Here is a 23,565-nt window from a genome sequence, read left to right as displayed (position 1 = left end):
TAAATCCTCCGTATCTTTTTCTTTATTTGCTAGCTTCTGCGGACTTCTCTGGATGGTCAATCGCTATGTAATAATAGATTCTAGATAAGACTTCAATTTCCTTCACGATGAAATTACATATTTAAAATGTCTTGGATGCTTTCTTCTGCTCCTGCACAGAAGGAAAGAGTTTGTAATTCAATGCTGGCAGGTACATAGTTAGAAAGATGGATCGACCTAAACTAAATACTATGAAGGACAACCAGAGCCCATGATTATGAAGCGTCGGTAACGATACGAGCAAAATTAATAGAAAAACACCTAAAGCATAAATCATTGAATTCCTAATAGGTTTTGCTTCTGTGGCACCGGTAAACACACCATAAAGTACGAGGCCCAAGCAGGCAGTTATGGGGAATAATAATATCCATAACTCATAGGTGGCCGTCAGCTCAAGGACACTCTGCGTCTTGGAAAAAAGCGGCATGATAAACCCTTTACATAAATAAAATACAAATGTAATGAAAAGGGAGGAAATGAAGGCCCACTGGATAGACAATGACACTGTTTTTTTATACAAATTTTCATCCTGCGATCCAATTGCTTTACCAACATATATACTCGAGGCGTTGGCGAAACCATCAAAAGTGTATGCCATCATGTAATGAATTTGTATCAGTACAGCATTTGCAGCTAACACCTCTGTCCCAAATTCGGCTCCTTTGGCTGTAAATAGATTAAAGACGACAAGCAAGCAGAAAGTTCTCATCATCAAGTCCCGGTTCATTGCCACCATTTTTTTAAAGGGTTTTGGATCCAGGATCTCTTTATAGGAAGGAAAGCGAAAAGATTGAGGAAGCAACCTGATTACTATTAACATACTTAATATAACCGTTGCTATTTCTGCTATAAGAGTGGCAGCAGCTACTCCGGATACTCCCCAAGAGAAGACTTTCACAAACACAATAGCAAGTATAATGTTTATTAGATTCATAAGGATCTGAAGTGATACCGTTAGTTTTATACGAGCTTTTCCAACCAGCCAGCCCATCACGACATAATTTGCCAATGCAAATGGTGCTCCCCAAATCCTAATTGAATAATACTCTGTTGCGAATTGAAGTACATTAGAATCAAGACTCATTAAAGCAAGAGTTGCTTTTAGAATTGGCAACTGAAGAATTAGAAAAACCATTCCTACTATCAGAGCAATATATAAAGGCCTAATGAGCGCTAATATCTGTTGTTTTACGTCATTTGCCCCTTCCGCTTGAGCAGCAAAACCGGATGTACTAACTCTTAAAAATCCAAACAACCAATAGAGTGTATTAAAAATGACTGTTCCGACAGCTACGCCTCCGATATAAGCCGGATTGGCTAGCTGGCCTACTACAGCCATGTCCACGACACCAAGCAATGGTGTGGTAATCGTCGAGATGGTAAGTGGGATTGCTAGGGCAAGGTAGGTACGGTGTTTCATCAGAACACCTCCATAACTTTTTTCATCTGTCGTTTCCCTCTTAACCTTTAACTAATATAACTAACAAATAGATTAGTGGAGATATTTTAATTGTTCCACTTTTTGCTTATTCGTTTTCTGAAAACATTTTTTCTTAACCTAAAAGATTGAAATAAGTTCTTTTGTATATGAATGACGCTCATTATCGAATAATCGGTCAGTATTAAATTGATCTACCAGTCGACATTCTTTCATCACAAGTATACGTTGACACATTTGACTCACAGCAGCAAGGTCATGGGAGATAAACAAATAAGAGAGATTTAAAGTTTCACGAAGCTCCGTCAATAATGTAAGCACTGCCTTTTGTGAAATTACATCGAGGCTTGCAGTTGGCTCATCTAAAACAATAAGTTCCGGTTCAATACTGATAGCACGAGCAATCGTTACGCGCTGCCTTTGTCCACCACTTAATTCATGCGGGTATTTATGTGCTAAATCAGCAGGCAACTCAACAGCTTCCAGAAGTTGTTTTACAAAAGCATCAGTGGATGTGTAGGAGAAATGGCTAAGGCTAAGTTCCTTCTTAAACTGGATAAATGGATCAATCAATGAATCTTTCACTTTTAATTTTGGATTTAACGCGGCCGTTGGGTTCTGAAACACAATTTGCATTTTTTTACGATAGGGAAATAAATTCCGAGCATGCAGGTTTTCAATTGCTTCATTTTCAAAAAAAATTGACCCGCTATCAATGGGTTCAATCCGCAATAAGCAACGAGCCAATGTGCTTTTGCCGCAACCACTCTCCCCAACAAGACCAAGACACTCTCCCTTGTTAAGGTGAAATGACACATGGTCGACCGCTACTTTATCAGCTTGATAAAATTTGGTTAGTTCTTTTATAGTAAGTAAACTCATCTTTTTTCCACCTCCTGCAAACCTGATGGAAGACCTTGACCCAGTATAGGTGCAGCTTCGATTAACTGTTTTGTATACTCATGCTTAGGATGATCAAGAATACGGTGTTTTCCGCCAGACTCAACAATTTCCCCATCCTTCATGACAGCTAAACGGTTCGCATATCGTCTGACATGACGCCAATCGTGTGTGATAAATAAAATTGCACAGCCTGTTTCTTTTTGTTTTTTGGCAAGCAACTCTAAGACTCGATGTCCGGATACACTATCAAGTGCGGTTGTTATTTCATCAGCAATTAATAGGTCCGGTGATAACGTGAGTGCTATTGCGATTGATGCTCGCTGAAGCTGACCCCCACTTAACTGAAATGGATACTTTTTATATAGATTCTCATCTAATCCAACAGAACCCAATGCATAAATCGATTCAATCCTTCTTCTTTTAGCATCGGATACGCCATGGGTCCTTAAGTATTCATCAAAATGCTGGCCAATCGTTCTGAATGGTGTAAAAGAACTTTGATAGTCTTGAAAAATATAGGCTATTTTTTTCCCGCGAATCGTTTGAAATTGCTTTCTTGATAATGAAAGCAACTCCGACCCTTTAAAATGGATCTTTCCTTCTACCTTCAAGTTTGTAGGAAGCATCTGCCCAATCGCCTGTGACAGCAAGCTTTTTCCGCTGCCGCTTTGTCCCACTATCGCAAACCATTCACCTTCACCTACAGAAAGTGATACGTTATCCACTATTTTATTTTCTCTACTACTTATTGAAACTTGCTCTATCGATAAAATCACTACTGCACCTCTTTTTTTACATCAAAATGATCACGTAGATAATCGCCTGCCATATTCGTTAATAACACTACCGCCACAATAGCTAATCCCGGGTATATCATAAGTTCAGGTCTCGACTGAAAGTACGGTCGTGATTCATTTAACATTGCTCCCCACTCAGGTGTTGGGGGCTGTACACCAAGACCTATGTATGAAAAAGCTGAAATAAGCAGAATAATTTTACCAAGATCAAGACTTGCAAGGACAAGCACATGTCCCACGATATGGGGCAGTATATGCTTGCGTATAATCTTTGAGGGAGATAAGCCATTAGTACGAGCAACTAGTACATATTCCTTTTGGGATTCAGATAAAACCGTACTGCGTACAAGTCGCGCATAACTCACCCATTTAATCATAATAATAGCAAGCACTAAATTACCGATACCTGGCCCAAGCAATCCACTTAGAACGATTGCAACAATCGTATCTGGGAAGGCTAAAAAGCCATCTCCAACACGCATAAATACACGATCGATCACCCCTCGTTTATATCCCGCAATAAGACCAAAGGGGACCCCAATAATTATGGCGGCAAAGAGCGCTAATAAACTATAACCAATCGTTTGCTGAGCACCAAGCAATAGCCTAGTCAGGACATCTCTTCCAAGCTGATCTGTGCCAAATGGGTGCTGGATGCTCATATTTTGGAGGCGTTCATCGAGGTTTGTTAAATTTGGATCATGTCGCAAAAAGACAAAAGTATAGATGACAACTATTAAGATAATGATTAAGCCTATTAATGCCGCGATTCCCCGCCAACTCAACCTTTTCAATTTAGGTAATCGCAAAGTTAATCCATTCATCATCTAGTCCCCCCTTTCTTTCAGCTTCATTTCGGGATTTAAATATCTGTAGGATAAATCCACAGATGCATTTACAACAAAAACAATAATGGCCATGATTAAAATATATCCTTGTATAACCGGGTAATCGCGTTGACGTATGGCATCAACGACGAGTTTTCCTAAGCCTGGATATGCAAACAATACTTCAACTACTACAACCCCGCCGATCAGACTGCCTAGACTAACCCCAAAAACAGTGATGACCGGTGGGAGGCTATGCCGAAATGCATGCAATACAAAAATACGCTTTTCCGATATGCCTCGTGCTCTTGCTGCACGGATAAATTCCTGACTGAGCGAATCTAGCAGGCTAGAACGAATCAAACGGACATATACGCTTGAAATAGCCAGGCCAAGTGTCAATGACGGTAAAATTAAAGAAGTGAACCCATCTCTTCCCATAGTCGGCAGCCAGTTTATACGGACACCAAATAGTTCAATAAGAATAAGTCCAAGCCAAAAACTTGGGATGGCTGCCCCAAGAACTGACAGCGTCCTCCCAAATTGATCAATCCAGCTATTGCGGTATAAGGCGGATAGGGACCCAAGAGGTATCGATATAACTAGCATTACAAGCAATGCTCCAATTGCTAATTCCATCGTAGCGGGCAAGCCGGTTAAAATCATTTCCATTACAGGCTGACCTGTTACATAAGATACTCCGAAATCCAGTTGAATAAATTTTTGCAGCCAAATTCCATATTGGACGAGCATTGGTTCATTGAATCCCATTTCTTCCCTTAAAGCCTCAACTTGCTCTTGATTAACAGATAGCTCATCAACATTCAAAATAGTCAAAACAGGATCTCCCGGAGCCAGTCGAACAATTAAAAAACTAACAAATGTAATAAATAACATGAAAATTAAAATTTCAAGAAATTTTCGAGTAAGCACTCGCAACATCTACTTCACATCCAATAGATTTGTAATCATGTAATATTCGCTTCTTGTTGTCACCCAATTCTTAACTTTCTTTTCGTTATAGGCAACAATAGTAGATGGGTGCAATACAAATGTATTAATCACGTTTTCATGAACATAATCTGCCGCCTGCTCTGCAAGTACCGCTCGTTGTTCCTGGCCTACGGTTTGGTTAAGTTTGTCGATGATTGTTGTAAGTTCAGGCTCATGAGCACCACTAAAGTTAAGCGCACCCGTTGGATGATAGGTTGCATTTAGATAATAACCTGCATCCCCTCGTGGAGCTGTTAAATTACTATAGGTTGCTAAATCCCAATCCCGGTTACTCGCCATATATTCTTCGGGAATATCAATTTGACGAATTTCTACATCAATCCCGATTTGTTTCGCATCGGATTGAAACACTTGAGCGATTAATGGCAAATCTGCTCTGGCACTATATGTTAATAGGGTAAATTTCAGCTGTTCCCCATCTTTTTGCATTTTTCCATTTTCAAGCGAATAACCTGCTTTCTCTAGAAACCTTATCGCAATGTCTGCTCCAGTTTCTCTTTGCTCATGGGAAGGAGCAAATGGCAAGGAAGGTAAAAACGGGCTAACGGCAGGTTCAGCATAACCTAACAGAATATTATCTACAATTTTTTGGCGGTCAATCAAGGCATCAATAGCACGACGAACATTTATATCTTGTATGCTTTTTCTCTCCATATTCATTGTCATTTGATGAACACGGAACGTGGCAGTTGATTCCACTTTAACTCCATCTAGTGTTTCTAACGATTCCAAACTCTCAAGTTCTGGACGGTAAACAATATCGACTTGGCCTGACTTCAAAGCAAGGGAACGAGCATTTGCATCCTCATTAAAAGAAAACGTGACTGAATCGAGGTTGGAAGCTCCGTCCCAATAATCATCATATCGATCAAGCTCCAGCTTGCTGCCTGGTGAAAATGACTTTAATACAAAAGGTCCGGTACCGATTGGTTTATTGATAATATCCGGTTCTGTCACATCAATAATTGCAACATTTGGGTTTACTAGCTCAGATATGAATTCAGGAAAAGGTTCCTTCGTAGAAATATGTAATGTATACCCGTCCGCTTCGATTTTATCTATTTTAAGAGCATTTTGAATCGCTACACTCTCTTTTAGTGCCCGTTCAAGTGAAGCTTTTACCGCTTCTGCATCCATTTTTTTACCGTTGTGGAATGTAACATCTTCACGAAGTTTGATTGTCCAATTTAGACCATCCTCACCTTCCCAACTTTGGGCAAGCCAAGGGGCAACAGTTAAATTTTCTTCATCTAATCGTACTAAGGTTTCCGTTATCCCAGCTCTTAGTGGAACATAGCTTGAATCTACATGTGGATCCAAAGAATTTGTAGCAAAATTATAGAGAAAATTAATATGCTTCTCTGTAGAATTTTCTTCCATTGCACCTTCAGAAGAACCAGTACATGCACTTAATATGCAAATACTTACCAGAAAAAACCCAACTTTAAGTAATTGATTTACACATAATTTAGGGAAACTCGCTAAATTAGAAAATTTGTACCCTTTCTTCCCATTAATAGATTTCATAGAAACCTCCTCATATTCTATTAAGTATTTACAAATCGTAATTATTACGTTTTGTATTATATAGTAATGATTACGGTTTATCAAGGATAAATTATCCATCTAAAAATTTTGAATCAGTGTAAATGAACGAAACATACAATGTCCCTTATTATCTAAATGTACGAAAAATGTCCGATAAATGAAGTTGTATAATACTAGAATTATCTACATTGGATATAAACTTAGTGGAAATAATAATTTAAAAGCTTGGTATTTTTTGTGAATAAGTTACAGTTCTATTTACTTTGAAGGAAAAATACAAATTAAATAGAACAACCTCCTTCAGGAAAGACAGGAGGTTGTTCTATTTAATTTATTTTACCCTGTAATTATATCTTTCTTCTTCATCCCATGAATTTGATTCAACATTAATGCACCAAACATTTGAATAACCGTTTTTACGATTACTTGCCCTACAATAGCTGCTGGAACGGCTTCCCATGGCAGGAACCCTGCGCCAAGCGGACTTAATCCGACAATAACGAAAACAACCGAATCCAATAGCCCTCCCACAATACCGCTATAAAATACTCGCCATGCCATTGGCAGTTTTAGTCGAGTATAAATTTCTGTATCAGCCGTTTCCGCAATTAAAAATGATAGTGCCGATGCCGCAACAATCATTAAAGTGTCCCCCAAGAAATAGGAAACTAAGGCCGATAGTAATAAAGCAGTAAAAATAAATACATAGGTTTTACCGCGGCCATATTTATTTTGCACAAGATCTCGGAAAATGAAAGTTGCTCCAACAAATAATGTCCCCATAGGAACGATAAACATGCCAAATTCCAAAGGAGCAAATCGTGCAGTGACTACGTTGGCAATCACAATTGATAATAAATAAAATAAAATTCTCATATGTCTCTCCTTACATAATTTACATATTATTTAGACGCCTCTTTGATTTCCGCAAATAAGCGTATGCAGCTGTGGCAAAACTCTAACATTTTTTAAGTACTCACTAGTCACTACTTTGTCCACCAGTAATTCGTATTTTTTCAACAAGTGATTGATCAAATGCTCGGTGTCAATGTTTGCAATGTTGTCATTTCCAATTTGAAGGTAAAAAGGAAGTGTTGGGTATCCGAGATGTATCGCCTTCTGTCCCACGCCCATTTCCTCACTTTGAATGGCCGGTCCAAAATCTCGATTACGGGATTTTTACTCAAAGCCCATCCATTCCCCGTCTTGCTTCAGAGTGATATTTTAATTGACTACGTTCTATATCAACATCTATTTTCAGCAGTTGATCGACAATTCGAAATTCACCCATTACTTAACTCCTTTTGAGTGCTTAAATACGTTTCTAGACCTTTTTGACGTAATTTACAAGAAGCACAATGTCCACATCCGTCTGCTATTACACCGTTATAGCAAGTTAATGTTCTTTCACGTACAAAATCGAGTGCACCCAATTCATCAGCGAGACCCCATGTTTCGGTTTTGTTCAGCCACATTAGTGGCGTCTCGATCACAAAGGTTTCGTCCATTGATAGATTGAGCGTCACATTCAAGGATTTTATAAAAATGTCGCGACAGTCTGGATATCCGCTGAAGTCTGTTTCGCATACTCCGGTAACGATGTGTTTTGCTCCTACTTGACTCGCCAAAACTCCTGCAAATGACATGAAAAGTAAATTTCGACCAGGGACAAAAGTAGACGGCAGCTCCCCATTCTCTCCATCAGCCACGGAAATGTCATTTCTCGTCAACGCATTTGGTGCCAGTTGACTTAAAAGGGACATGTCCAGAATATGATGCTTCACACCTAGTTCCTTCGCAATTTCTTTTGCACATTCGATTTCAAGTCGATGTCTTTGGCCATAATCAAAAGTCACTGCTTCTACTTCTGAAAAACGTTCTTTTGCCCAAAACAGACACGTCGTACTGTCCTGGCCACCGCTAAATACAACGACGGCTTTTTCTTGCTTCATCCTATAAAACTCCTTTTTCATGAAAAAAACAGCATTCTAAGAGAAATGCTGTTTCTTCTTAGTTTTTTTAAGAGGGTAGCTAAAACCTCTTCCTTCTTGTAAGAAGGACTATTTAATTAACGATTGTCGATTTTTTCCGGATACAGATCATGATTCATCAATCGGTAATCCGCCATTTCTTCATACTTCGTCCCAGGCTTTCCATAGTTGCACCATGGATCGATAGAGATTCCTCCACGTGGTGTAAATTTACCCCAAACTTCAATGTACCTTGGATCCAACAGTTTAATTAAATCATTCATAATGATATTTACGCAGTCTTCATGGAAGTCGCCGTGGTTTCTGAAACTGAATAAATACAGTTTCAATGATTTGCTTTCCACGATTTTTTGATCGGGAATGTATGAAATGTACATCGTGGCAAAATCAGGCTGCCCTGTAATCGGGCAAAGACTAGTAAATTCCGGGCAGTTGAATTTCACAAAATAATCACGGTTCGAATGCAGACTTTCCACAGCCTCCAAAACTTCCGGTGCATAATCAGTCGCATATTGAGTCTTTTGGTTCCCCAATAATGTTAAATCATTTAAGCCTTCTGTATCTTTTCGGCCTGACATAAAAAAACCTCCTTGATAATGTTTCCCAACAATTAGCAAGAGAGGTTACAACCAACGTTATAAAAAAATAGGCAACAAACGAAAAAAAGCCACGTCCTGTTATGGACATGGCATAATGTCATGTTTCCATAGTTTTTTATAGAGGGTATCAGCTATGAACCTCTCCCGATTCGTTCGGGCATTTTATTCTACATAATAATATAGAAAATAATGGGGTAAGTCAATATATTTTTCCAAGTAACCTATATTACTTGTTGCTTTTAGTACCCTTTTATTGATTTTGATAGCATTCCTCATATTCATCTTCCATTATTAGACTCGTACATGCCAATCCATTTTCATGGTAAATTTCTTTGCCAATTTTCAATTCAATGCTCCTATCGGAATCCGGATAATTTTGCCCTCCATGGCTGATTGAAAGGACCTCCTCCCCTTTCCAACTCATTGAAAAATGACCTTTTGCTTCACTATAATAGACCGTTTGGACGCGATCATTTTCTTCATGATGGATGACGTTAACCCATATCTTTACCCCCCCAGTTGCTCCGCCATATGGCTTGGCAAAAGCATTGGCTGTATATTGCCCCGTCGGCGAAGCCACGGGGAACCAAAACGGTTCTCCTTTTAGATTGCCAAAAGTGAAGAAGTAATTTGTATAGACAAAAATGCAAAAAAACACGACGGTCCCGCTTAATGAAGCCAGTAACATCTTTTTGGGAAAATCCCGCTTCTTAAAAAAGAACAGAATTAGCTTTAAGATTAAAATTAGATACAACAATCCTGTAGCGATGAATATGAGAAAGCCAATTACGTTTAATACAAGATTCATAGTACCTCCAAAAACTCAGTCTATCTCTGAAGCTCTTACATAGACTTCATTCAAAAATCACAAACCAGTGTCAGGGAAAAATCAGGAAAGCAATGTTTTCAATTAGCTGAATTGTACTCTGATTCGTTATATTTATAAACGAATGATATGGAATAAAGTTACATGCGAGTATTCCTAAAAAAGAAACCTTTTTCAGGTTTCCACTGTTTTGCAATATAGCCACATCATTGTTTTTACTTGCTGCTTATTTACATAGTAAAAATCAGTAAGTGACTGGGTACGCCTCAACCCTACATCCTACCTGTAGTTTCTCCTTATTTCTCCGGATTGTTAGAATTGCCGTGCTATCAGGCGCTTTTTCATTTACGGCTCTTTCAAAAGATGCATGGTCCCAAATCGCCACCCCATCAATTCCAACAACTATATCATTTTCAACAATTCCTGCAATGGCGGCAGCCGATCCTTCCCTCACTTCCACAACTTTAGTCCCTTCAATGGCATGATCAGTTGTGTGAATAATGCCAATCCACGCTTTCCAGTAGTTCGCTCGGTGATCGATGCCTGTTTCATAAACACTTTTCAAGTTTTGCAAAAATTGACCTGTACCAAACAACATATTCTCGATATCCGATAGCTCCATCTCGCCAATAAAAGAAGCTTTATATTCAATCGTTACTTGAATGCCATGTTCAACTTTCTGCAAAGAAGTAATGGTAGTAAAATCTCCATCAACATTTTGAAGAATAAAAAATTTCATTGGATCGATTTCTGTAAATATTCCTTCTGTTGTGGCTCCCCATCCATGATTCATGTACCCTCTGCCACCTATGCGAAAATCAATTTCGGCATTTTTTGTGTACCACCGATTTAAATGCTCGGGCTTTGTCAATGCATCCCATACTTTTTCCAAAGGTGCATCAACTACAATCTGTCTCATTACGGATTTCTTACTGTTGTTCATCCGGAAACTCCCCTTTTTCCACATAATTTTTTAAACTTACAAGTTGATCATCCAATAAATCACCGATGTATTGCAGCATTTCATTGTAGGCAGATTGAAGCGAGGTTCGATTCAACGAGTAAACTCGATATTTTCCATTTTTTCTTTCTTTAATAAGTCCTTCTTCCATTAAGATCTTTAAGTGCTTTTTAATCGCTGGTTGCGAAATTGCAAAGCTTTTCTATTAGACAATTTTCTTTTTCACATTGAAAATTTGTCCATTAGCTCTCTTCTATTAGACAAGTTTCTTGCTTCTCTTCTCGATTTGTCTAATAGACACCTCTTTTGGACAATTTTCTCTTTTACATTGAAAATTTGTCCATTAGCTCTCTTCTATTAGACAAGTTTCTTGCTCCTCTTCTCGATTTGTCTAATAGACACTTTCTTTTGGACAATTTTCTCTTTTACATTGAAAATTTGTCCATTAGCTCTCTTCTATTAGACAAGTTTCTTGCTTCTCTTCTCGATTTGTCTAATAGACACCTCTTTTGGACAATTTTCTCTTTTACATTGAAAATTTGTCCATTAGCTCTCTTCTATTAGACAAGTTTCTTGCTCCTCTTCTCGATTTGTCTAATAGACACTTTCTTTTGGACAATTTTCTCTTTTACATTGAAAATTTGTCCATTAGCTCTCTTCTATTAGACAATTTCCTTGCTTCTCTTCTCGATTTGTCTAATAGACACTTTTTTTTGGACAATTTTCTTTTTTACATTGAAGATTTGTCCATTAGCTCTCTTCTATTAGACAATGCTCCTCTTCATGATTTTTCGAATAAGTCCCTTCTTTTGGACAATCTTCTTTTTTACATTGAAGATTTAGCTTGTGTCCTTTCTTTCCAAAGGCGTGAAAATAGATTATACTTGACTGACTAGCTACCAAAAGGAGGAAAACCTATGTCAGAAAATAATCAAAATGAAGCGCCGAAGAAGAAAAGTTTGCAGGAGCTTGTAAAGCAGCAGCTTGAGAATAAAAAGAACAACTCCAACAGTGGTAAGGGTAAAATGAAAACCGACTTATCTAGCCAAAAAATGAAAAGTCAGCAAACTAAAAAAGCCAGCAATACCCGTAGAAAAATGGGTGTTTAATGAACGGGCAAAATCGTAAAGATATACAACCTGGTACCGCCGTGGATATCGTTCTTAAAAAGGATCAAAGAACCGGAACTCTCACAAGGGGTATTGTGAAAGACATTCTAACCAATTCACCCAACCATCCACACGGAATTAAAGTGAGGCTAACGGACGGACAAATTGGTCGCGTGCAAATAATACATTCTAAATAGAACTAAAAAAGCATTCAAGAATCTCATACTCTTCTTGAATGCTTAATTTTTGTACCGACTTTTTGTTTACATAATATTATTATGCCAACCTAGCAGCGGACATACTTTCTTTTAAAGCCAAGTGCTCCGCGATCAAGATCCTTTTGAATATTTGCGGAAGTATCAATCAAACTATTCTTTTTGTTTTCCCTTTTGATTTCAACAATTCCAATTGATTTTGCGATTTCAACCGCCTTTTCATGGACAGGTACGTATGAAATTGCGGCAGTATATACAAAATTACACATCGAAGCTTTTGTGCGTTCGGGAGAGTTGTGGATTGTTTTTTCGATTTGCTCCAACATGTTGGTGATTTTGATTGGATCGAATTCAGAGTCCGAACGATTTCCAAATAACCAGCAATAACAACTCCAGCCTGCCGACATTCGAAGCTCTTCCCCGCTTTCTATCCAATGATCCGACACCTTTTGTGCTATATTGGTCTCAGCCAATGTGACTGCCACTACATAATCTGACAGCATATAAAAATAAGCACCATCGATCCATCGCTCAAAATCGTTTTCAGTCATGATTTTTGGGTCGGCAATCATACCCGCAAAATACATGGCATCATAGTTTCCCGAGGCGTATAACTGTTCGGCTAAATCCTGTTCATTTTTGACCTTTTTGGCAAGTGGTTTCATTGCACCTGTTGCCACACCGAATAGAGGTTCATGTGCCCCATTACTTATGTAAGTTTTTTTCGTTCTTTCCTTGCCCAGAGTTTCTAATTCCGCCAAAATTGTTTTTGCATCCAATCTATCTGCACTTCCTTCCTAAATAAAGGCCACTCAAAAAAAGAAGCCCATTTTCGATAGTTAATTAGCTAATTATAATTGTGGAAATTTGCCATGTCACACCATACTTATCTTTTAATTGTCCATATGCGGGGCTCCAGGAAGTTTCCTGAATGGGCATGATTTCTTCGCCGCCTTCTAGAAGCTTTCCATAAACCTCTTTCGACTTTTCAATATCCTCCAGAATAATTGCCACCTCCACCTGTGAACCGGGTTGGTATGGTTGGTTAGGCAAAATATCAGACAGCATCAGAAAGGAGTTATTGATTTTTAATTGTGCATGAATAACACGATTTTTTGCTTCCTGCGTCAGAGGGAAATGTGGATTTTCAGGCAACTCACCATATGTTTGAACCCCGTAATTTTCGGCTTCTAGTGCGTTTTCATAAAATCGTATCGCTTCGTTCGCGTTGCCATTCAGCCGAATATAAGCATGTACACCTAATATCATTCACTACACCTCATGTTTTGGATTCAAGACAGCATTAATTTGAAATGGTACTGCATAATACAAGTAGATTACCATAAATATCATGTCCATTTTCACCTATTTTAATTGTGATAAAAAAATGTATAGAAATTTTCAATCGGCCTATACTATAAATGATTTCACTTCAACTCCAATGATTAGGAGGGTTAACCCGATGACTGGGATTCATTGTTTTTACTAAAGAACATTGAACTGAATAGCTAAAGCACGGTTTTCTTAGGTTTATCTTAAGATTCTATGCGAAAGCGAGGCAGTGTGTCGTGGATAACATGATGTAAGTGTAATCAAACCCGGAATTTATTCCGGGTTTTTATTATTTCTGGCCAGATTCTATCGGCAATTAAACCTTGTATTCACAGGAACTGAACTGCTTTCTATAGCTTCTAAAACCCATTATCATTTACCCGGGGCTAAGAAACATCTCCTTATCGATTGCAATTCACGAGCAGCATTCAAATAATTGGAACAGCTATATTCTCCTAATGAATTTAAGTCACCATTAAAGAAATGTTCCACAATAAATTTTTGCGCTTCGTCGAATGAACAGTTCTTTGCAATCATGATAAGTTTGAGATAAGCAATGAAATATTCCTTCGATAAGTTGCCTCCATTATTAACAACCATGATAGTTGCCTCCCAATCAACTGCAACAAGTCGAGTTGAATTTATTTTCCAAGTTGATACTGCAAACACCCGTTTCTGGCAATTCAAGTTCTATTTTCCTTGAAGCTTCGATATCGCCTGAAAGATAAGAAACAATTGAGCGGATTTGCTCGTAACCTGTAGCCATTAAAAATGTTGGCGCACGGCCGTAGCTTTTCATTCCTGCAATATAAAAGTTTTTCTCTGGCTGTCTTAGTATTTCTTCGCCATGAGGGCGAACTGTGCCACAACTATGAAGATTAGGATCGATTAAAGCGGATAGTGCCCCGACACTTTCGGTAATTGAATCCACATTCAATCGAATTTCCCTCAAAAATGAGAAATCCGGTCTGCTCCCAGTATTCGTAATGATTTCATCAATTTTTGAAAGAGTAAAATCTTTGCCTTTATATTCTCCCCTTAGTTCAATGCCATTGTTTTTTCGGTCTAACTTATGAATCATGAACGGCGTATACACTTTTACCTGGCCACTATCAACTAGTTGGTGGATACGACTTCCTAATTCTCCCCTAGCTTTGAGTTCGTCTTTTTCTTCCCCACCATAAGCAAGCTCAACATTTTTCTTTCTCATCACCCAGTATATCTCGATATTGTCACCTAATTGCGCAAGCTCCAGTATTGTATTGATTGCTGAATGACCACCACCCACCACGGCAACTTTTTTGCCAATATAGCGTTCACGGTGTTGACCTTGAATATTGGGTATACCATAGAAGATTCGATCTTCAAATTCTCTTTCTTCTGTTGTCCAAATGCTATCGGCATTCACAGGGTTCGGATGCTTCCAAGTGCCTGTAGCATCAATCACGGCCTTTGCCTCGATTCTTCTGATGCTTCCTTCCTGTACAATATAGAGAATAAAAGAAGTTTGCTCTCTACCAGAACTTTTCATTTTATCGAAACCTTTTTTGCTTACGGAGATGACTTTAGTATTCAATTGAAGATTCCTTTGAATTTGAGGTAAATTTGATAAAGGAATTAAATATTTTTGCACCAGCTCATTCCCGGTTGGAAGTTCCTCCTCCAACGGTACTTGCCACCCTATCTTTTGCAGCATCTTTTTGGCAACTTTATCGATATTGTACTTCCAAGGTGAAAAGAGACGCACATGTCCCCACTCGATTATGTTGCTTCCGACACCAGAACCGGACTCCAAGAGGATAAAATTCTGGCCACTATAGGCTAAATGAGCCGCTGCAGCCAATCCAACGGGACCCGCACCTATGACGGCCACAGGCAAATGATTGTTGCCGTCTTCATGTTTCACCACAGAAGAACTAACCTCTAAATTTGATGTACTATAATATCTTGCTTTCTCATTGTTTTTTCCAAAATTGTTCATTATACAACCCCCAGTTATTTTTACTTGCATACTGCAACTATTAGATAAAAATTAAAGCAAGATTTCTCTTGCTTAATACAACGGTTTACAACAAACAGAGGATTTAGACATGGCTTCATTTAATAATTGTAGTGAACGAAGAACAGTTTCTCTCTCAAACTCGTTCAAATGCGAAAAAACCTCGTCTAAATATGCATTCATCGAATGGTCAATATTCGTTGCCACAAATTTCCCTTGCACTGTTAAGCTTAAAATTGATACCCGTTTGTCAATCGTTGACGGTGTTTTCTTCACAAGATCCATCTTAACGAGTGTTTGAATTTGCCTGCTAAATGTCGTTATATCGATTGCCAGTATTTCTGCTATTTGTTGCATGGATGGTTCAAAGTGTTTATCGATTTCATAAAGGATGTGGCTCTGAACTATCGAAATTTCAAAGTTCCCTACAGCACAACAATTTTTATCCAATAAACCCAATCTTCTCGTTAGCACATGGAAAATTTCACGTTTGTTTTCCATTTTTTCACCTCTTGGTTTATTTATACACATTTTAGTTGTATAATGCAAGTATATATTATATTAATTATTCATTTGGAGGTATTATGTCAATCAGGATACGGGAAGTTACAAAGAATGATTGGGAACAAGTAAAAGTCATTTACGAAGCAGGAATTGCGACAGGGTTGGCCACTTTTGAAACACAATCCCCCGCTTCATTTGAACTATGGTTAGGTAATGCAAATCCTTCATGCTCCTTGGTTGCCGAAGAAGACTCATTCGTACTGGGATGGTGCAAGCTCACTCCAGCATCTTCGAGAAAAGTATATTCAGGCGTTGGAGAGTTGAGCATTTATGTGCACCCAGGTGCAAAAGGGAAAGGTATTGGCAATTTACTGCTTACTAATTTGATTCGAAAATCGGAAGCTGAAGGATTCTGGACTTTGGAGGCCAAAATTTTTCCGGACAATGAAGCAAGTATTCAATTACATATGAAAAACGGTTTTAGAATTGTAGGCATCCGTGAAAAAATCGGTAAACTAAATGGCATCTGGAAAGATAACTTGCTATTAGAAAGAAGAAGCCAATCCATTGGAGAATGAGTAATGGCTATTAATAAATTCCAAATAATTATGGCAACCTAAAAGTTCTGCCCCAAAAATACCTCATAAAAACCACAAGCTTGGTTAAGGATATCCGTCTTTTATAATCGATTGGTATGTACCACTTTACATGGAGGGGAAAACTAGTGAATTTTGTTCTATCGCCCCCTCCTTGTAAAAGCTGGCGCATGGCCTGTGAAGCATTCCAGATGAATAAGATTTCGAAGTCAGATTGGATTTGGTAAGAGTGTACTATCTTATACGTACTCTAATAGTCCATTTTTAATTTGACTGCAGCAGCTTTTGTAAAAACCGCTCCTTAATTTCTGGCCACTCTTCCTTAATGATGCTATACATCACCGTATGCCGAATTTTTCCTTCTTTGCGGATCATATGATTGCGCAGGATACCCTCTTTTGTTGCCCCAAGTCGTTCGATTGCTTTCTGGGAGCGAATATTCTCGTGCCCTGTCTTGATTTGGACTCGATTAAGCTCCAACTCCTCAAAACAATATTTTAATAAAAGATATTTGCAATTCGTGTTTATATCTGTTCGCCAATATTTTGGAGCAAGCCACGTCGATCCTATTTCGACCCTCTTATGGTTTTCGGCTATATCCAAAAAGGATGTACTCCCTATAATTTCATTCGTTTCACTTTTCACAATGACAAATGTATAGGATTGATTTGCCGTCCTTTCTTTAATAGCCTTCTCAACATAGTTTTGAACAGCTTCCTTTGTTAATAACGACACCGACATATGCTCCCAGATCCCGGGATCGTTTGCAGCATTCAGGATACCTTCCACATCTTCTTCCTGTATAGGTCTTAAGCGAACTATTTCATTTTCTAGATGAATTATTGGTTTCATTTTATTCCCTCCCTATTTCAAGTTAACCGTAAATTTGATACGATAAAAAGTACCAAAAACGAAGCATTCAACCATACCAAAAAGGAGGCAAAATATGGACATTCCCATTATCTTTTCAAACAAACAGCCAAAGTACCTGGATATTTATGAACAGATCAAACAGAGGATTATCAATCAAACATTAGCCGCACATCAAAAACTACCTTCCAAAAGAAGACTCGCCACAAATCTAAGTGTAAGTATCCATACGATAAAAGAATCTTACGAGCAGTTGGCAAGTGAGGGATATATTTATAGCGTAGAGCGGTCTGGCTATTACATATCCCCTTATGATTCGGAATGGGAGCAGCCGATTTATGAAGAGGAAAAAAAGAGGGAGCAACCAGTCCAAGAAATTCTTTACAATTTTAAAAATGGGCAAGTCGATCAGCAAGCGTTCCCTTTAAAGGATTGGTTAAAATTATATAAAAAACATTTGAACTCCGACATTGTACCTAATGGATCATGGCAAGGTGAATGGTCATTGCGGGAGCAAATTGCCTTATACATAAAAAAATCAAAAGGCTTCACTTGCGACGTCGAGCAAATCTATCTGTATAGCGGTACCCAACATCAACTAAATGAATTGTGCAGGTATTTCGGAGACGTGAATGTAGCTATTGAAGAACCTGGGTTCAGGAGGGCCTCTGCAATTTTTCAACAAAATCAACTCAATATCCAATATGTGCCCATTGATGAAAAAGGGGCGGCTATTCCGGAAAATGCCTGCCAGTATTACTACATTACCCCTGCCCATCAATTTCCTTTGGGGGGCGTGATGCCATTTGAAAGAAGAATTGATTTACTCAAATGGGCGACAGAAAACGATGCTTTTCTAATCGAGGATGACTATGATTCTGAATTCCGTTATAAAGGAAGTCCCATTCCCCCTTTAGCACAAATTGATCAACTACAAAGAGTCATCTATTTTGGAACATTTTCGAAAACATTGATGCCCTCAATCAGAGTCAGCTATATGATTTTACCCACATCTCTTGTTGATGGGTTTAATTCGTTTTATAGCAATCACAAAACAACCGTCTCCAAAATTGATCAATCTGTGATCGCGGAGTTTATGGAAAATGGCTTGTATACAAAGCATATTGCCAAAATGAGGACATTATATCGCAAAAAAAGACAAAAGCTAATCGAAAGTATTCTGTCACATCTAGGAGAGGATTATGAAATCATAGGAGATGATGCAGGTCTTCATATCGTCTTGAGGTTACCCAAATCTTTGAATGAATGGAATGCCATAAAACTTGCCCAAGATGTCGGTATTGCTCTTGATCCCATTTCAAGCTCCTATCAGCTTAATCCGGTGGATAATTGCGTCATGATCGGCTACGGAGCTATCCCATATGCCGTAATTGAAGAAGCTGTATCCCTGCTGGCTTCTCAATGGAAAAGCAAACAATAAACGATTCACCCCCATATGAATTAGCAGGCTTGAATCCAATCATCTATTTGGGTTGGATTCCACACTATTCAATTGGAGGGTCTATTTCCTCCACGCTAAAAGTGAATATTGAAATGCTCGAACAGCAATTTTTGAATCCCCAGAAAAACACTCCAGGCAATGATTCCAGCTACCAGCGCCAAAACAATGGAGTATGAATGTTTTATCATGATATAAACTACCAGCAATAAGACAATTGTGGCTGGCAGCCCGATAATGACACCCATAGTGAACGTTTGAATTTGCTTGGCTGTTTCTCCTTGGATTGTTAACCAAAAGATGCTTAACAGGCTAATTAATGGCAGTGCCGCAATCACTCCCCCATAAAGAGGGAATTTTTTGGCTAATTCAGTGACAGTTGCAATAATGAGAGCAGAGGTTAAGAGTTTCATCCAAACCATCATTTTGCTGCCCCGCTTAGTAAACGAAAAGCATCCATCACCTGCTTTTTTTCCGTTTCACTTAACTTGTTCAAAGCAGCTTGTAATTTTAGTTCATCTAATTCTGTGTTTTGTTTTACTATTAGTAACCCATTGGACGATAACTCCAAGATCACTTTTCGTTGATCCACATTACACCGTTTTTTAATGATCCATCCATTTTTCACTAGCTTTTTCACGTGTTCGGACGCGGTATTGTGGGATATGTTTAGCGCATCTGACACAAAGCGAACAGTAACTTCCTGTTCTTTCTGGATCATTTGCAATATCCGAATGCTTTGGTGGGAAATTGTCTGTTCGTGTGTTGGGTGAAGATAGTAATAAATATCTGTAAAGTAATTGTTCAGCTCCATAAGACACCTCTTTTTATATCGTCTAAACAGATTATATCGTATTAACCGATATAAAATAAAGAAGTTTTTTACTTAATATAAGTTACTTAGTACATAAAGCTGATATAAAATACTCATATTAGTCAATGAAGGGAGCTGAATGTATGACAAACAATCAAGAAAATGGCGAATTCAACACGAAAAGCAAAAGCCCAATAGATGTTTCCAATGAAGAAGTTCGTTTCAGTAAAGATGAGGAATTTGGTCTTATTACAGTTGAGCATCCGGGAAAAAACAACTCTAAAAAGCTATCGATGAAAGATGTAATTAAAAATATGGACAATAATCAAGGTGGCATGGCATAGAAAATTCTTAACTCTATGGGATTGCTATAAAAAAAGCCTGTCAGGAATGGATTTTCCAACAGGCTTTTAGTAAAGTTATTTAACTTTTAATATTGGGTAAAGGTTGAGATTGGTACACTCGTGAATTTTCTGGTACGGATTGCGTCAACCAGATATTCCCTCCAATAACCGAATTTTGGCCAATGGTTGTATCTCCACCAAGAATCGTTGCACCGGCATAGATAACTACATTATCTTCAATATTCGGATGGCGCTTGATCCCTTTGATAGGATTTCCGTTTTCATCGAGCGGGAAGCTTTTTGCCCCTAGAGTAACGCCTTGATATATCTTTACGTTTTTACCAATTGTACACGTTTCCCCGATAACAACCCCAGTTCCGTGGTCAATGAAGAAATATTCCCCGATGGATGCACCAGGGTGAATATCAATGCCTGTTAATTGATGTGCATATTCCGACATAATCCTTGGAATCACTGGCACACCTTCTTTGTACAGTTCATGCGCAATTCGGTGTATGGACATTGTTTGGATCGATGGATAGCTGAGTAAGATTTCTTCCGTTGAAGTAGTTGCCGGATCCCCGTTATATGCTGCTTGGATATCTGTTTGAAGCATTCTCCGAAGTTCCGGGAACTTATTGATCAAGTTCATGACAATCTCTTCAGCCCTTGACGTTATTTGATTCAATGGAGTATCGCTATCATTCAGAAGTACCTTTTCAATTAGATCTTTAAGATTCAAAGCGGACATTCTTAAATTGTTGCCGATTGTAATGTTCAACCTTGTTTCATCAAATGTGATTTTATCACACAAGCATGGGAAAAGCGCAGAACGGAAATTCCGCAATATTCTATAAATTGTCTCTTGTCCTTCAAAACCGATTGTCTTATCAATCGAAAAATAATCTTTATGTATATCCTCAAGTGATTTTGAAATATTGGGTATTTCACTATTCAGCCAATCATTCAATTTCATCTTACTTTTCCCCCTTTTACGGACTTTTCTAGTCTGTCTTTATTCTAAGACACTCTTAGTCTTAAGTAAATAACTTCGATTTGAAAGAATCCAAATAACTTTATTCGCTATTGCCAATATTCTGAATTGGCAACATGCGCAAAGATGAAGCTCTACTATTAGTACACTTCTTTGTTTACTGTATGCAATAATCGCTCATTGTTTAGGCCATTCAAGATATTTTTTAATGCAATTTCAACCATCTTATCCCTTGTTTCCTTAGTGGCACTGCCAATGTGCGGCAACGCAATGACATTATCCAATGAGAGCAAAGGGTGATCCTGCTGAATTGGTTCTACTTCGAAAACATCCAGACCAGCCGCAAAAATTTTATTCTCTCTCAAAATTTGGTATAGACCAGCCTCATCTACTGTAGATCCTCTTGAAACGTTAACAAAAATACTTGTCGCTTTCATCAGGGAGAATTCCCGATATCCCATCATGTGGTAGGTCTCATTTGAAGCTGGAGTGAGCATGACTACATAATCGGACTCCTTTAAAAGGCTATCCAATTCACGATACTCAACGTTCAGTTCCTTTTCGGCTTTCTCATCCCTACGTCGATTCGTATAAATGACATCCATATTTAGTGCTTTTGCCTGCTTAGCAAGTATTTTTCCGATACGCCCCATTCCAATGATCCCCAACTTGGCCCCCGAGATTTTTTGACCTGCAAATAAATAAGGCCCCCAGCTTTCCCATTTGTTCTCTTTAATAAATTGCATGCTTTCAACGACGCGTCTGGCACAAGCAAACATCAGTGTCAACGCAAGTTCCGCCACAGCTTCCGACAATACATCCGGTGTATGGCCAACTGGTATTCCGCGCTTTGTTGCCTCCTGCAAATCAATGTTATCGAAACCAACGGCCATCGTACTGACAACTTTCAACCTCTTGGCATGTTCAAAAAATTCAGCATCCAATCGGTCCGTCAAATTAGTAAAAATAGCATCGGCATCCGCTACTTCTTTCAACAATTCATTTCTTGGCATGACACTATTTTCTTCATTCCACATGACTACTTCATATTGTTTAGAAATTTGCTCCAATAGAGGAGATTGAATTAAACGAGTAAATAAAATCTTCATTTTCTTTCACACCCTTTTCTTTTTTACCATCTTACAGCAATTTCCTCATTGAAACCACATTTGGTTTCTTGATGTTTAGCGGTACCGAAAAAAGTCAGTCAACAAGAAAAAACCGTCCCATACATAAGGAAACGGTTTTCATTTAATTAAATCAACGAATTGATCCACTCGGACAATCTAATCAACAGGAAGCTAATCGCCGTTGCCAGCATTCGGATTAGCCCTGTTTTTACAAGTATAAAAATAACACAAACAATTATTACTATAGAATTTACCACTGCAAGCAAACGGGTTACCCCATTAAATACATTCATTTTTGCCAATAAAAACAAAATGGCATAAAGTATAATGCCAATGAAAAAAAGCTGAATCACCGATTCCCTCTCACTTTCAAAAAACCTCTCTATCAATGCCGTTGCAAATCAAATTTACAGCGTGGTTGCGACATTGCTATCTCCCTTTAAATATACGACTAGTTCCTGTCGATACACAGAATCTTCTAAATAGTGGTCCAAAGTATGAAAATCATATTTAAAGCTCCCAAAAGGGAATGTCACATTCTCCCCTTGGACTGCAGCGAGCAAACCAGCCACATCATTTGAAACCATTTCCAGCACTTCTTCTCCGGTTGCCGTTATGACAAAGATCACCTTCATATCTACATCCCCTTCCTTATGCCCCGACAAATAACGTCGCCTGGCATATTGCTATAAAAAACTGCGGTTGTTGAATTGGGCTGTTGTCATTGATTTGCAATGTCATATGAAATTCCCCTTCAGTTTCGCAATATTCAGCTTTCCATCGCGCTATCTCTTCTTGATTAAGCAGAAATTTTGACCAATCTTCCAATTCTTTTTCAAGCTGGATTTTCATCTTGTGGTCTGTAATATAAAGTGTCGGAAGCCCTATGCGCCAATTCTCGTATGATATGATATATTTTTTCTTGGTCTCAGCTTCAATTCCTTCGAACCATAGCTTTCCTCTTCTACTGATTTTTTTCACCGTAAAAAGCTTTTCACCATCATAATCGAGCACATCATATTTTAAAAAATATCGAAAATCAAAAATTTCATCAAATCGCTTTTTTAAAAAGTTATCATAGATGCGTCTGGAATAAGCAACAACCTCGCCAGTTTCATTTAAAATCGGGATATCCCCCGTATATTCGATTGCTTCCGGATGGCAATATGTATATGTTTTCATTCTATCCCCACCCAATCCATCATTATCATTCATAATAGTAGTAGATATTTCAACTTTTTTAAAGCTTCAACAAC

The 23,565-nt window shown here is 38.3% G+C and carries 30 protein-coding genes, 1 pseudogene and 1 riboswitch; of the genes and pseudogenes, 5 read left to right on the top strand and 26 right to left on the bottom strand.

Annotated elements, in window-relative coordinates; genetic code table 11:
• Positions 1-121 precede the first annotated feature (121 nt).
• The 13 genes and pseudogenes from CD33_RS19205 to CD33_RS20985 all read right to left on the bottom strand — a co-directional run bounded on the left by CD33_RS19205 (position 122) and on the right by CD33_RS20985 (position 11,133).
• Positions 122-1,459 (bottom strand): MATE family efflux transporter, encoded by a 1,338-nt coding sequence (locus CD33_RS19205; RefSeq protein WP_036203992.1) that lies wholly within the window; start codon positions 1,457-1,459, stop codon positions 122-124.
• Between the two features lie 138 nt (positions 1,460-1,597).
• Positions 1,598-2,359, bottom strand: a complete 762-nt coding sequence (locus tag CD33_RS19200; RefSeq protein ID WP_036203989.1) for an ABC transporter ATP-binding protein — start codon at positions 2,357-2,359, stop codon at positions 1,598-1,600.
• Positions 2,356-3,156 carry an ABC transporter ATP-binding protein gene (locus CD33_RS19195; RefSeq protein WP_036203985.1) on the bottom strand — a complete coding sequence of 267 codons (801 nt, stop codon included), beginning with the start codon at positions 3,154-3,156 and terminating at the stop codon, positions 2,356-2,358. The genes CD33_RS19200 and CD33_RS19195 overlap by 4 nt, the downstream gene beginning before the upstream one ends.
• Entirely contained in the window at positions 3,156-4,001 is an 846-nt protein-coding gene (nikC, locus tag CD33_RS19190; RefSeq protein WP_036204239.1) for a nickel transporter permease, read from the bottom strand. Before nikC ends, CD33_RS19195 begins: the two co-directional genes overlap by 1 nt.
• A 3-nt stretch (positions 4,002-4,004) precedes the next feature.
• Complete coding sequence (gene nikB / locus CD33_RS19185) at positions 4,005-4,946, bottom strand: nickel ABC transporter permease (RefSeq protein ID WP_036203982.1); 942 nt, start codon at positions 4,944-4,946, stop codon at positions 4,005-4,007.
• Positions 4,947-6,545 carry a nickel ABC transporter substrate-binding protein gene (gene nikA / locus CD33_RS19180; RefSeq protein ID WP_084591420.1) on the bottom strand — a complete coding sequence of 533 codons (1,599 nt, stop codon included), beginning with the start codon at positions 6,543-6,545 and terminating at the stop codon, positions 4,947-4,949.
• A 357-nt stretch (positions 6,546-6,902) separates the two neighbouring features.
• Positions 6,903-7,442: a VUT family protein gene (locus CD33_RS19175; protein WP_036203979.1), complete on the bottom strand. Its 540-nt coding sequence runs from the start codon at positions 7,440-7,442 to the stop codon at positions 6,903-6,905.
• Between the two features lie 30 nt (positions 7,443-7,472).
• Positions 7,473-7,685 (bottom strand): annotated as a pseudogene (locus CD33_RS20845) (7-carboxy-7-deazaguanine synthase QueE); the annotation flags it as partial.
• A 164-nt stretch (positions 7,686-7,849) separates the two neighbouring features.
• A complete protein-coding gene (gene queC / locus CD33_RS19165; protein ID WP_140422928.1) occupies positions 7,850-8,539 on the bottom strand; it encodes a 7-cyano-7-deazaguanine synthase QueC in 690 nt (229 codons plus the stop codon).
• 95 nt (positions 8,540-8,634) lie between these two features.
• Entirely contained in the window at positions 8,635-9,135 is a 501-nt protein-coding gene (gene queF, locus CD33_RS19160) for a preQ(1) synthase (protein ID WP_036203972.1), read from the bottom strand.
• A 122-nt stretch (positions 9,136-9,257) separates the two neighbouring features.
• A riboswitch (PreQ1 riboswitch) is annotated at positions 9,258-9,304 on the bottom strand.
• Positions 9,305-9,406: 102 nt separating this feature from the next.
• Entirely contained in the window at positions 9,407-9,964 is a 558-nt protein-coding gene (locus CD33_RS19155) for a DUF5412 family protein (RefSeq protein ID WP_036203969.1), read from the bottom strand.
• 262 nt (positions 9,965-10,226) lie between these two features.
• Complete coding sequence (locus CD33_RS19150; RefSeq protein WP_036203966.1) at positions 10,227-10,925, bottom strand: SRPBCC domain-containing protein; 699 nt, start codon at positions 10,923-10,925, stop codon at positions 10,227-10,229.
• Positions 10,912-11,133 carry an ArsR/SmtB family transcription factor gene (locus CD33_RS20985; RefSeq protein ID WP_140422927.1) on the bottom strand — a complete coding sequence of 74 codons (222 nt, stop codon included), beginning with the start codon at positions 11,131-11,133 and terminating at the stop codon, positions 10,912-10,914. Before CD33_RS20985 ends, CD33_RS19150 begins: the two co-directional genes overlap by 14 nt.
• Before the next feature lie 727 nt (positions 11,134-11,860).
• On the opposite strand from CD33_RS20985, the gene CD33_RS19140 reads away from it, so the two are divergent.
• Together CD33_RS19140 and CD33_RS19135 are read left to right on the top strand one after the other, a co-directional pair.
• Positions 11,861-12,052 carry a hypothetical protein gene (locus CD33_RS19140; RefSeq protein ID WP_036203960.1) on the top strand — a complete coding sequence of 64 codons (192 nt, stop codon included), beginning with the start codon at positions 11,861-11,863 and terminating at the stop codon, positions 12,050-12,052.
• The gene (locus CD33_RS19135) at positions 12,052-12,249 is read left to right on the top strand and encodes a YwbE family protein (protein WP_036203958.1); all 198 of its coding nucleotides are present in this window, start codon (positions 12,052-12,054) and stop codon (positions 12,247-12,249) included. The genes CD33_RS19140 and CD33_RS19135 overlap by 1 nt, the downstream gene beginning before the upstream one ends.
• Positions 12,250-12,338: 89 nt before the next feature.
• On the opposite strand, the gene CD33_RS19130 is transcribed toward CD33_RS19135, so the two are convergent.
• The 5 genes from CD33_RS19130 to CD33_RS19110 all read right to left on the bottom strand — a co-directional run bounded on the left by CD33_RS19130 (position 12,339) and on the right by CD33_RS19110 (position 16,099).
• Positions 12,339-13,046 carry a DNA alkylation repair protein gene (locus CD33_RS19130; protein WP_036203955.1) on the bottom strand — a complete coding sequence of 236 codons (708 nt, stop codon included), beginning with the start codon at positions 13,044-13,046 and terminating at the stop codon, positions 12,339-12,341.
• A gap of 64 nt (positions 13,047-13,110) precedes the next feature.
• Positions 13,111-13,536 carry a VOC family protein gene (locus CD33_RS19125; protein WP_036203952.1) on the bottom strand — a complete coding sequence of 142 codons (426 nt, stop codon included), beginning with the start codon at positions 13,534-13,536 and terminating at the stop codon, positions 13,111-13,113.
• A gap of 435 nt (positions 13,537-13,971) precedes the next feature.
• The gene (locus CD33_RS19120; RefSeq protein WP_036203947.1) at positions 13,972-14,199 is read right to left on the bottom strand and encodes a hypothetical protein; all 228 of its coding nucleotides are present in this window, start codon (positions 14,197-14,199) and stop codon (positions 13,972-13,974) included.
• Between the two features lie 16 nt (positions 14,200-14,215).
• Positions 14,216-15,580, bottom strand: a complete 1,365-nt coding sequence (locus tag CD33_RS19115) for an NAD(P)-binding domain-containing protein (RefSeq protein WP_052130347.1) — start codon at positions 15,578-15,580, stop codon at positions 14,216-14,218.
• Between the two features lie 72 nt (positions 15,581-15,652).
• Positions 15,653-16,099 carry a MarR family winged helix-turn-helix transcriptional regulator gene (locus tag CD33_RS19110; protein WP_036203945.1) on the bottom strand — a complete coding sequence of 149 codons (447 nt, stop codon included), beginning with the start codon at positions 16,097-16,099 and terminating at the stop codon, positions 15,653-15,655.
• 83 nt (positions 16,100-16,182) lie between these two features.
• On the opposite strand from CD33_RS19110, the gene CD33_RS19105 reads away from it, so the two are divergent.
• Positions 16,183-16,680 (top strand): GNAT family N-acetyltransferase, encoded by a 498-nt coding sequence (locus CD33_RS19105; RefSeq protein WP_036203942.1) that lies wholly within the window; start codon positions 16,183-16,185, stop codon positions 16,678-16,680.
• Between the two features lie 282 nt (positions 16,681-16,962).
• Here the strand turns inward: CD33_RS19105 and CD33_RS19100 are convergent, their stop codons facing one another.
• Positions 16,963-17,550, bottom strand: a complete 588-nt coding sequence (locus CD33_RS19100) for a GNAT family N-acetyltransferase (RefSeq protein ID WP_036203938.1) — start codon at positions 17,548-17,550, stop codon at positions 16,963-16,965.
• Positions 17,551-17,644: 94 nt separating this feature from the next.
• Between CD33_RS19100 and pdxR the strand changes: the two genes are divergently transcribed.
• Positions 17,645-19,009, top strand: coding sequence for a MocR-like pyridoxine biosynthesis transcription factor PdxR (gene pdxR, locus CD33_RS19095; protein WP_036203936.1), 1,365 nt, complete (start codon positions 17,645-17,647; stop codon positions 19,007-19,009).
• 95 nt (positions 19,010-19,104) lie between these two features.
• On the opposite strand, the gene CD33_RS19090 is transcribed toward pdxR, so the two are convergent.
• Complete coding sequence (locus CD33_RS19090; RefSeq protein ID WP_036203932.1) at positions 19,105-19,452, bottom strand: DUF3147 family protein; 348 nt, start codon at positions 19,450-19,452, stop codon at positions 19,105-19,107.
• Positions 19,449-19,841 (bottom strand): MarR family winged helix-turn-helix transcriptional regulator, encoded by a 393-nt coding sequence (locus CD33_RS19085; RefSeq protein ID WP_036203927.1) that lies wholly within the window; start codon positions 19,839-19,841, stop codon positions 19,449-19,451. The genes CD33_RS19090 and CD33_RS19085 overlap by 4 nt, the downstream gene beginning before the upstream one ends.
• Before the next feature lie 143 nt (positions 19,842-19,984).
• On the opposite strand from CD33_RS19085, the gene CD33_RS19080 reads away from it, so the two are divergent.
• Positions 19,985-20,185 carry a hypothetical protein gene (locus tag CD33_RS19080; protein ID WP_036203924.1) on the top strand — a complete coding sequence of 67 codons (201 nt, stop codon included), beginning with the start codon at positions 19,985-19,987 and terminating at the stop codon, positions 20,183-20,185.
• Between the two features lie 79 nt (positions 20,186-20,264).
• On the opposite strand, the gene epsC is transcribed toward CD33_RS19080, so the two are convergent.
• The 5 genes from epsC to CD33_RS19055 all read right to left on the bottom strand — a co-directional run bounded on the left by epsC (position 20,265) and on the right by CD33_RS19055 (position 23,491).
• Positions 20,265-21,161, bottom strand: a complete 897-nt coding sequence (epsC, locus tag CD33_RS19075) for a serine O-acetyltransferase EpsC (RefSeq protein WP_036203921.1) — start codon at positions 21,159-21,161, stop codon at positions 20,265-20,267.
• 158 nt (positions 21,162-21,319) lie between these two features.
• Positions 21,320-22,288, bottom strand: coding sequence for a 2-hydroxyacid dehydrogenase (locus CD33_RS19070; RefSeq protein WP_036203918.1), 969 nt, complete (start codon positions 22,286-22,288; stop codon positions 21,320-21,322).
• Between the two features lie 146 nt (positions 22,289-22,434).
• Positions 22,435-22,662, bottom strand: a complete 228-nt coding sequence (locus CD33_RS19065; RefSeq protein ID WP_036203916.1) for a hypothetical protein — start codon at positions 22,660-22,662, stop codon at positions 22,435-22,437.
• A gap of 54 nt (positions 22,663-22,716) precedes the next feature.
• Positions 22,717-22,944 (bottom strand): hypothetical protein, encoded by a 228-nt coding sequence (locus CD33_RS19060; RefSeq protein ID WP_036203913.1) that lies wholly within the window; start codon positions 22,942-22,944, stop codon positions 22,717-22,719.
• A gap of 16 nt (positions 22,945-22,960) precedes the next feature.
• On the bottom strand, positions 22,961-23,491 hold the full coding sequence (locus CD33_RS19055; protein ID WP_036203911.1) for a tubby C-terminal domain-like protein: 531 nt from the start codon (positions 23,489-23,491) through the stop codon (positions 22,961-22,963).
• Between the last annotated feature and the right edge of the window lie 74 nt (positions 23,492-23,565).

It is taken from the genome of Ureibacillus sinduriensis BLB-1 = JCM 15800 (assembly GCF_000772955.1).
GTDB lineage: Bacteria > Bacillota > Bacilli > Bacillales_A > Planococcaceae > Ureibacillus > Ureibacillus sinduriensis.
Note: the sequence above shows the minus strand (reverse complement) of the source record. Positions and strands in the feature narration are given on the sequence as shown.

Coding starts and splice junctions, on each gene's coding strand:
- CD33_RS19205 (WP_036203992.1), bottom strand. CDS start 1,459: ATGAAACACCGTACCTACCTTGCCCTAGCAATCCCACTTACCATCTCG.
- CD33_RS19200 (WP_036203989.1), bottom strand. CDS start 2,359: ATGAGTTTACTTACTATAAAAGAACTAACCAAATTTTATCAAGCTGAT.
- nikC (WP_036204239.1), bottom strand. CDS start 4,001: ATGAATGGATTAACTTTGCGATTACCTAAATTGAAAAGGTTGAGTTGG.
- nikB (WP_036203982.1), bottom strand. CDS start 4,946: ATGTTGCGAGTGCTTACTCGAAAATTTCTTGAAATTTTAATTTTCATG.
- nikA (WP_084591420.1), bottom strand. CDS start 6,545: ATGAAATCTATTAATGGGAAGAAAGGGTACAAATTTTCTAATTTAGCG.
- CD33_RS19175 (WP_036203979.1), bottom strand. CDS start 7,442: ATGAGAATTTTATTTTATTTATTATCAATTGTGATTGCCAACGTAGTC.
- queC (WP_140422928.1), bottom strand. CDS start 8,539: ATGAAAAAGGAGTTTTATAGGATGAAGCAAGAAAAAGCCGTCGTTGTA.
- queF (WP_036203972.1), bottom strand. CDS start 9,135: ATGTCAGGCCGAAAAGATACAGAAGGCTTAAATGATTTAACATTATTG.
- CD33_RS19155 (WP_036203969.1), bottom strand. CDS start 9,964: ATGAATCTTGTATTAAACGTAATTGGCTTTCTCATATTCATCGCTACA.
- CD33_RS19150 (WP_036203966.1), bottom strand. CDS start 10,925: ATGAACAACAGTAAGAAATCCGTAATGAGACAGATTGTAGTTGATGCA.
- CD33_RS19140 (WP_036203960.1), top strand. CDS start 11,861: ATGTCAGAAAATAATCAAAATGAAGCGCCGAAGAAGAAAAGTTTGCAG.
- CD33_RS19135 (WP_036203958.1), top strand. CDS start 12,052: ATGAACGGGCAAAATCGTAAAGATATACAACCTGGTACCGCCGTGGAT.
- CD33_RS19125 (WP_036203952.1), bottom strand. CDS start 13,536: ATGATATTAGGTGTACATGCTTATATTCGGCTGAATGGCAACGCGAAC.
- CD33_RS19120 (WP_036203947.1), bottom strand. CDS start 14,199: ATGGTTGTTAATAATGGAGGCAACTTATCGAAGGAATATTTCATTGCT.
- CD33_RS19115 (WP_052130347.1), bottom strand. CDS start 15,580: ATGAACAATTTTGGAAAAAACAATGAGAAAGCAAGATATTATAGTACA.
- CD33_RS19110 (WP_036203945.1), bottom strand. CDS start 16,099: ATGGAAAACAAACGTGAAATTTTCCATGTGCTAACGAGAAGATTGGGT.
- CD33_RS19105 (WP_036203942.1), top strand. CDS start 16,183: ATGTCAATCAGGATACGGGAAGTTACAAAGAATGATTGGGAACAAGTA.
- CD33_RS19100 (WP_036203938.1), bottom strand. CDS start 17,550: ATGAAACCAATAATTCATCTAGAAAATGAAATAGTTCGCTTAAGACCT.
- pdxR (WP_036203936.1), top strand. CDS start 17,645: ATGGACATTCCCATTATCTTTTCAAACAAACAGCCAAAGTACCTGGAT.
- CD33_RS19090 (WP_036203932.1), bottom strand. CDS start 19,452: ATGATGGTTTGGATGAAACTCTTAACCTCTGCTCTCATTATTGCAACT.
- CD33_RS19085 (WP_036203927.1), bottom strand. CDS start 19,841: ATGGAGCTGAACAATTACTTTACAGATATTTATTACTATCTTCACCCA.
- CD33_RS19080 (WP_036203924.1), top strand. CDS start 19,985: ATGACAAACAATCAAGAAAATGGCGAATTCAACACGAAAAGCAAAAGC.
- epsC (WP_036203921.1), bottom strand. CDS start 21,161: ATGAAATTGAATGATTGGCTGAATAGTGAAATACCCAATATTTCAAAA.
- CD33_RS19070 (WP_036203918.1), bottom strand. CDS start 22,288: ATGAAGATTTTATTTACTCGTTTAATTCAATCTCCTCTATTGGAGCAA.
- CD33_RS19060 (WP_036203913.1), bottom strand. CDS start 22,944: ATGAAGGTGATCTTTGTCATAACGGCAACCGGAGAAGAAGTGCTGGAA.
- CD33_RS19055 (WP_036203911.1), bottom strand. CDS start 23,491: ATGAAAACATATACATATTGCCATCCGGAAGCAATCGAATATACGGGG.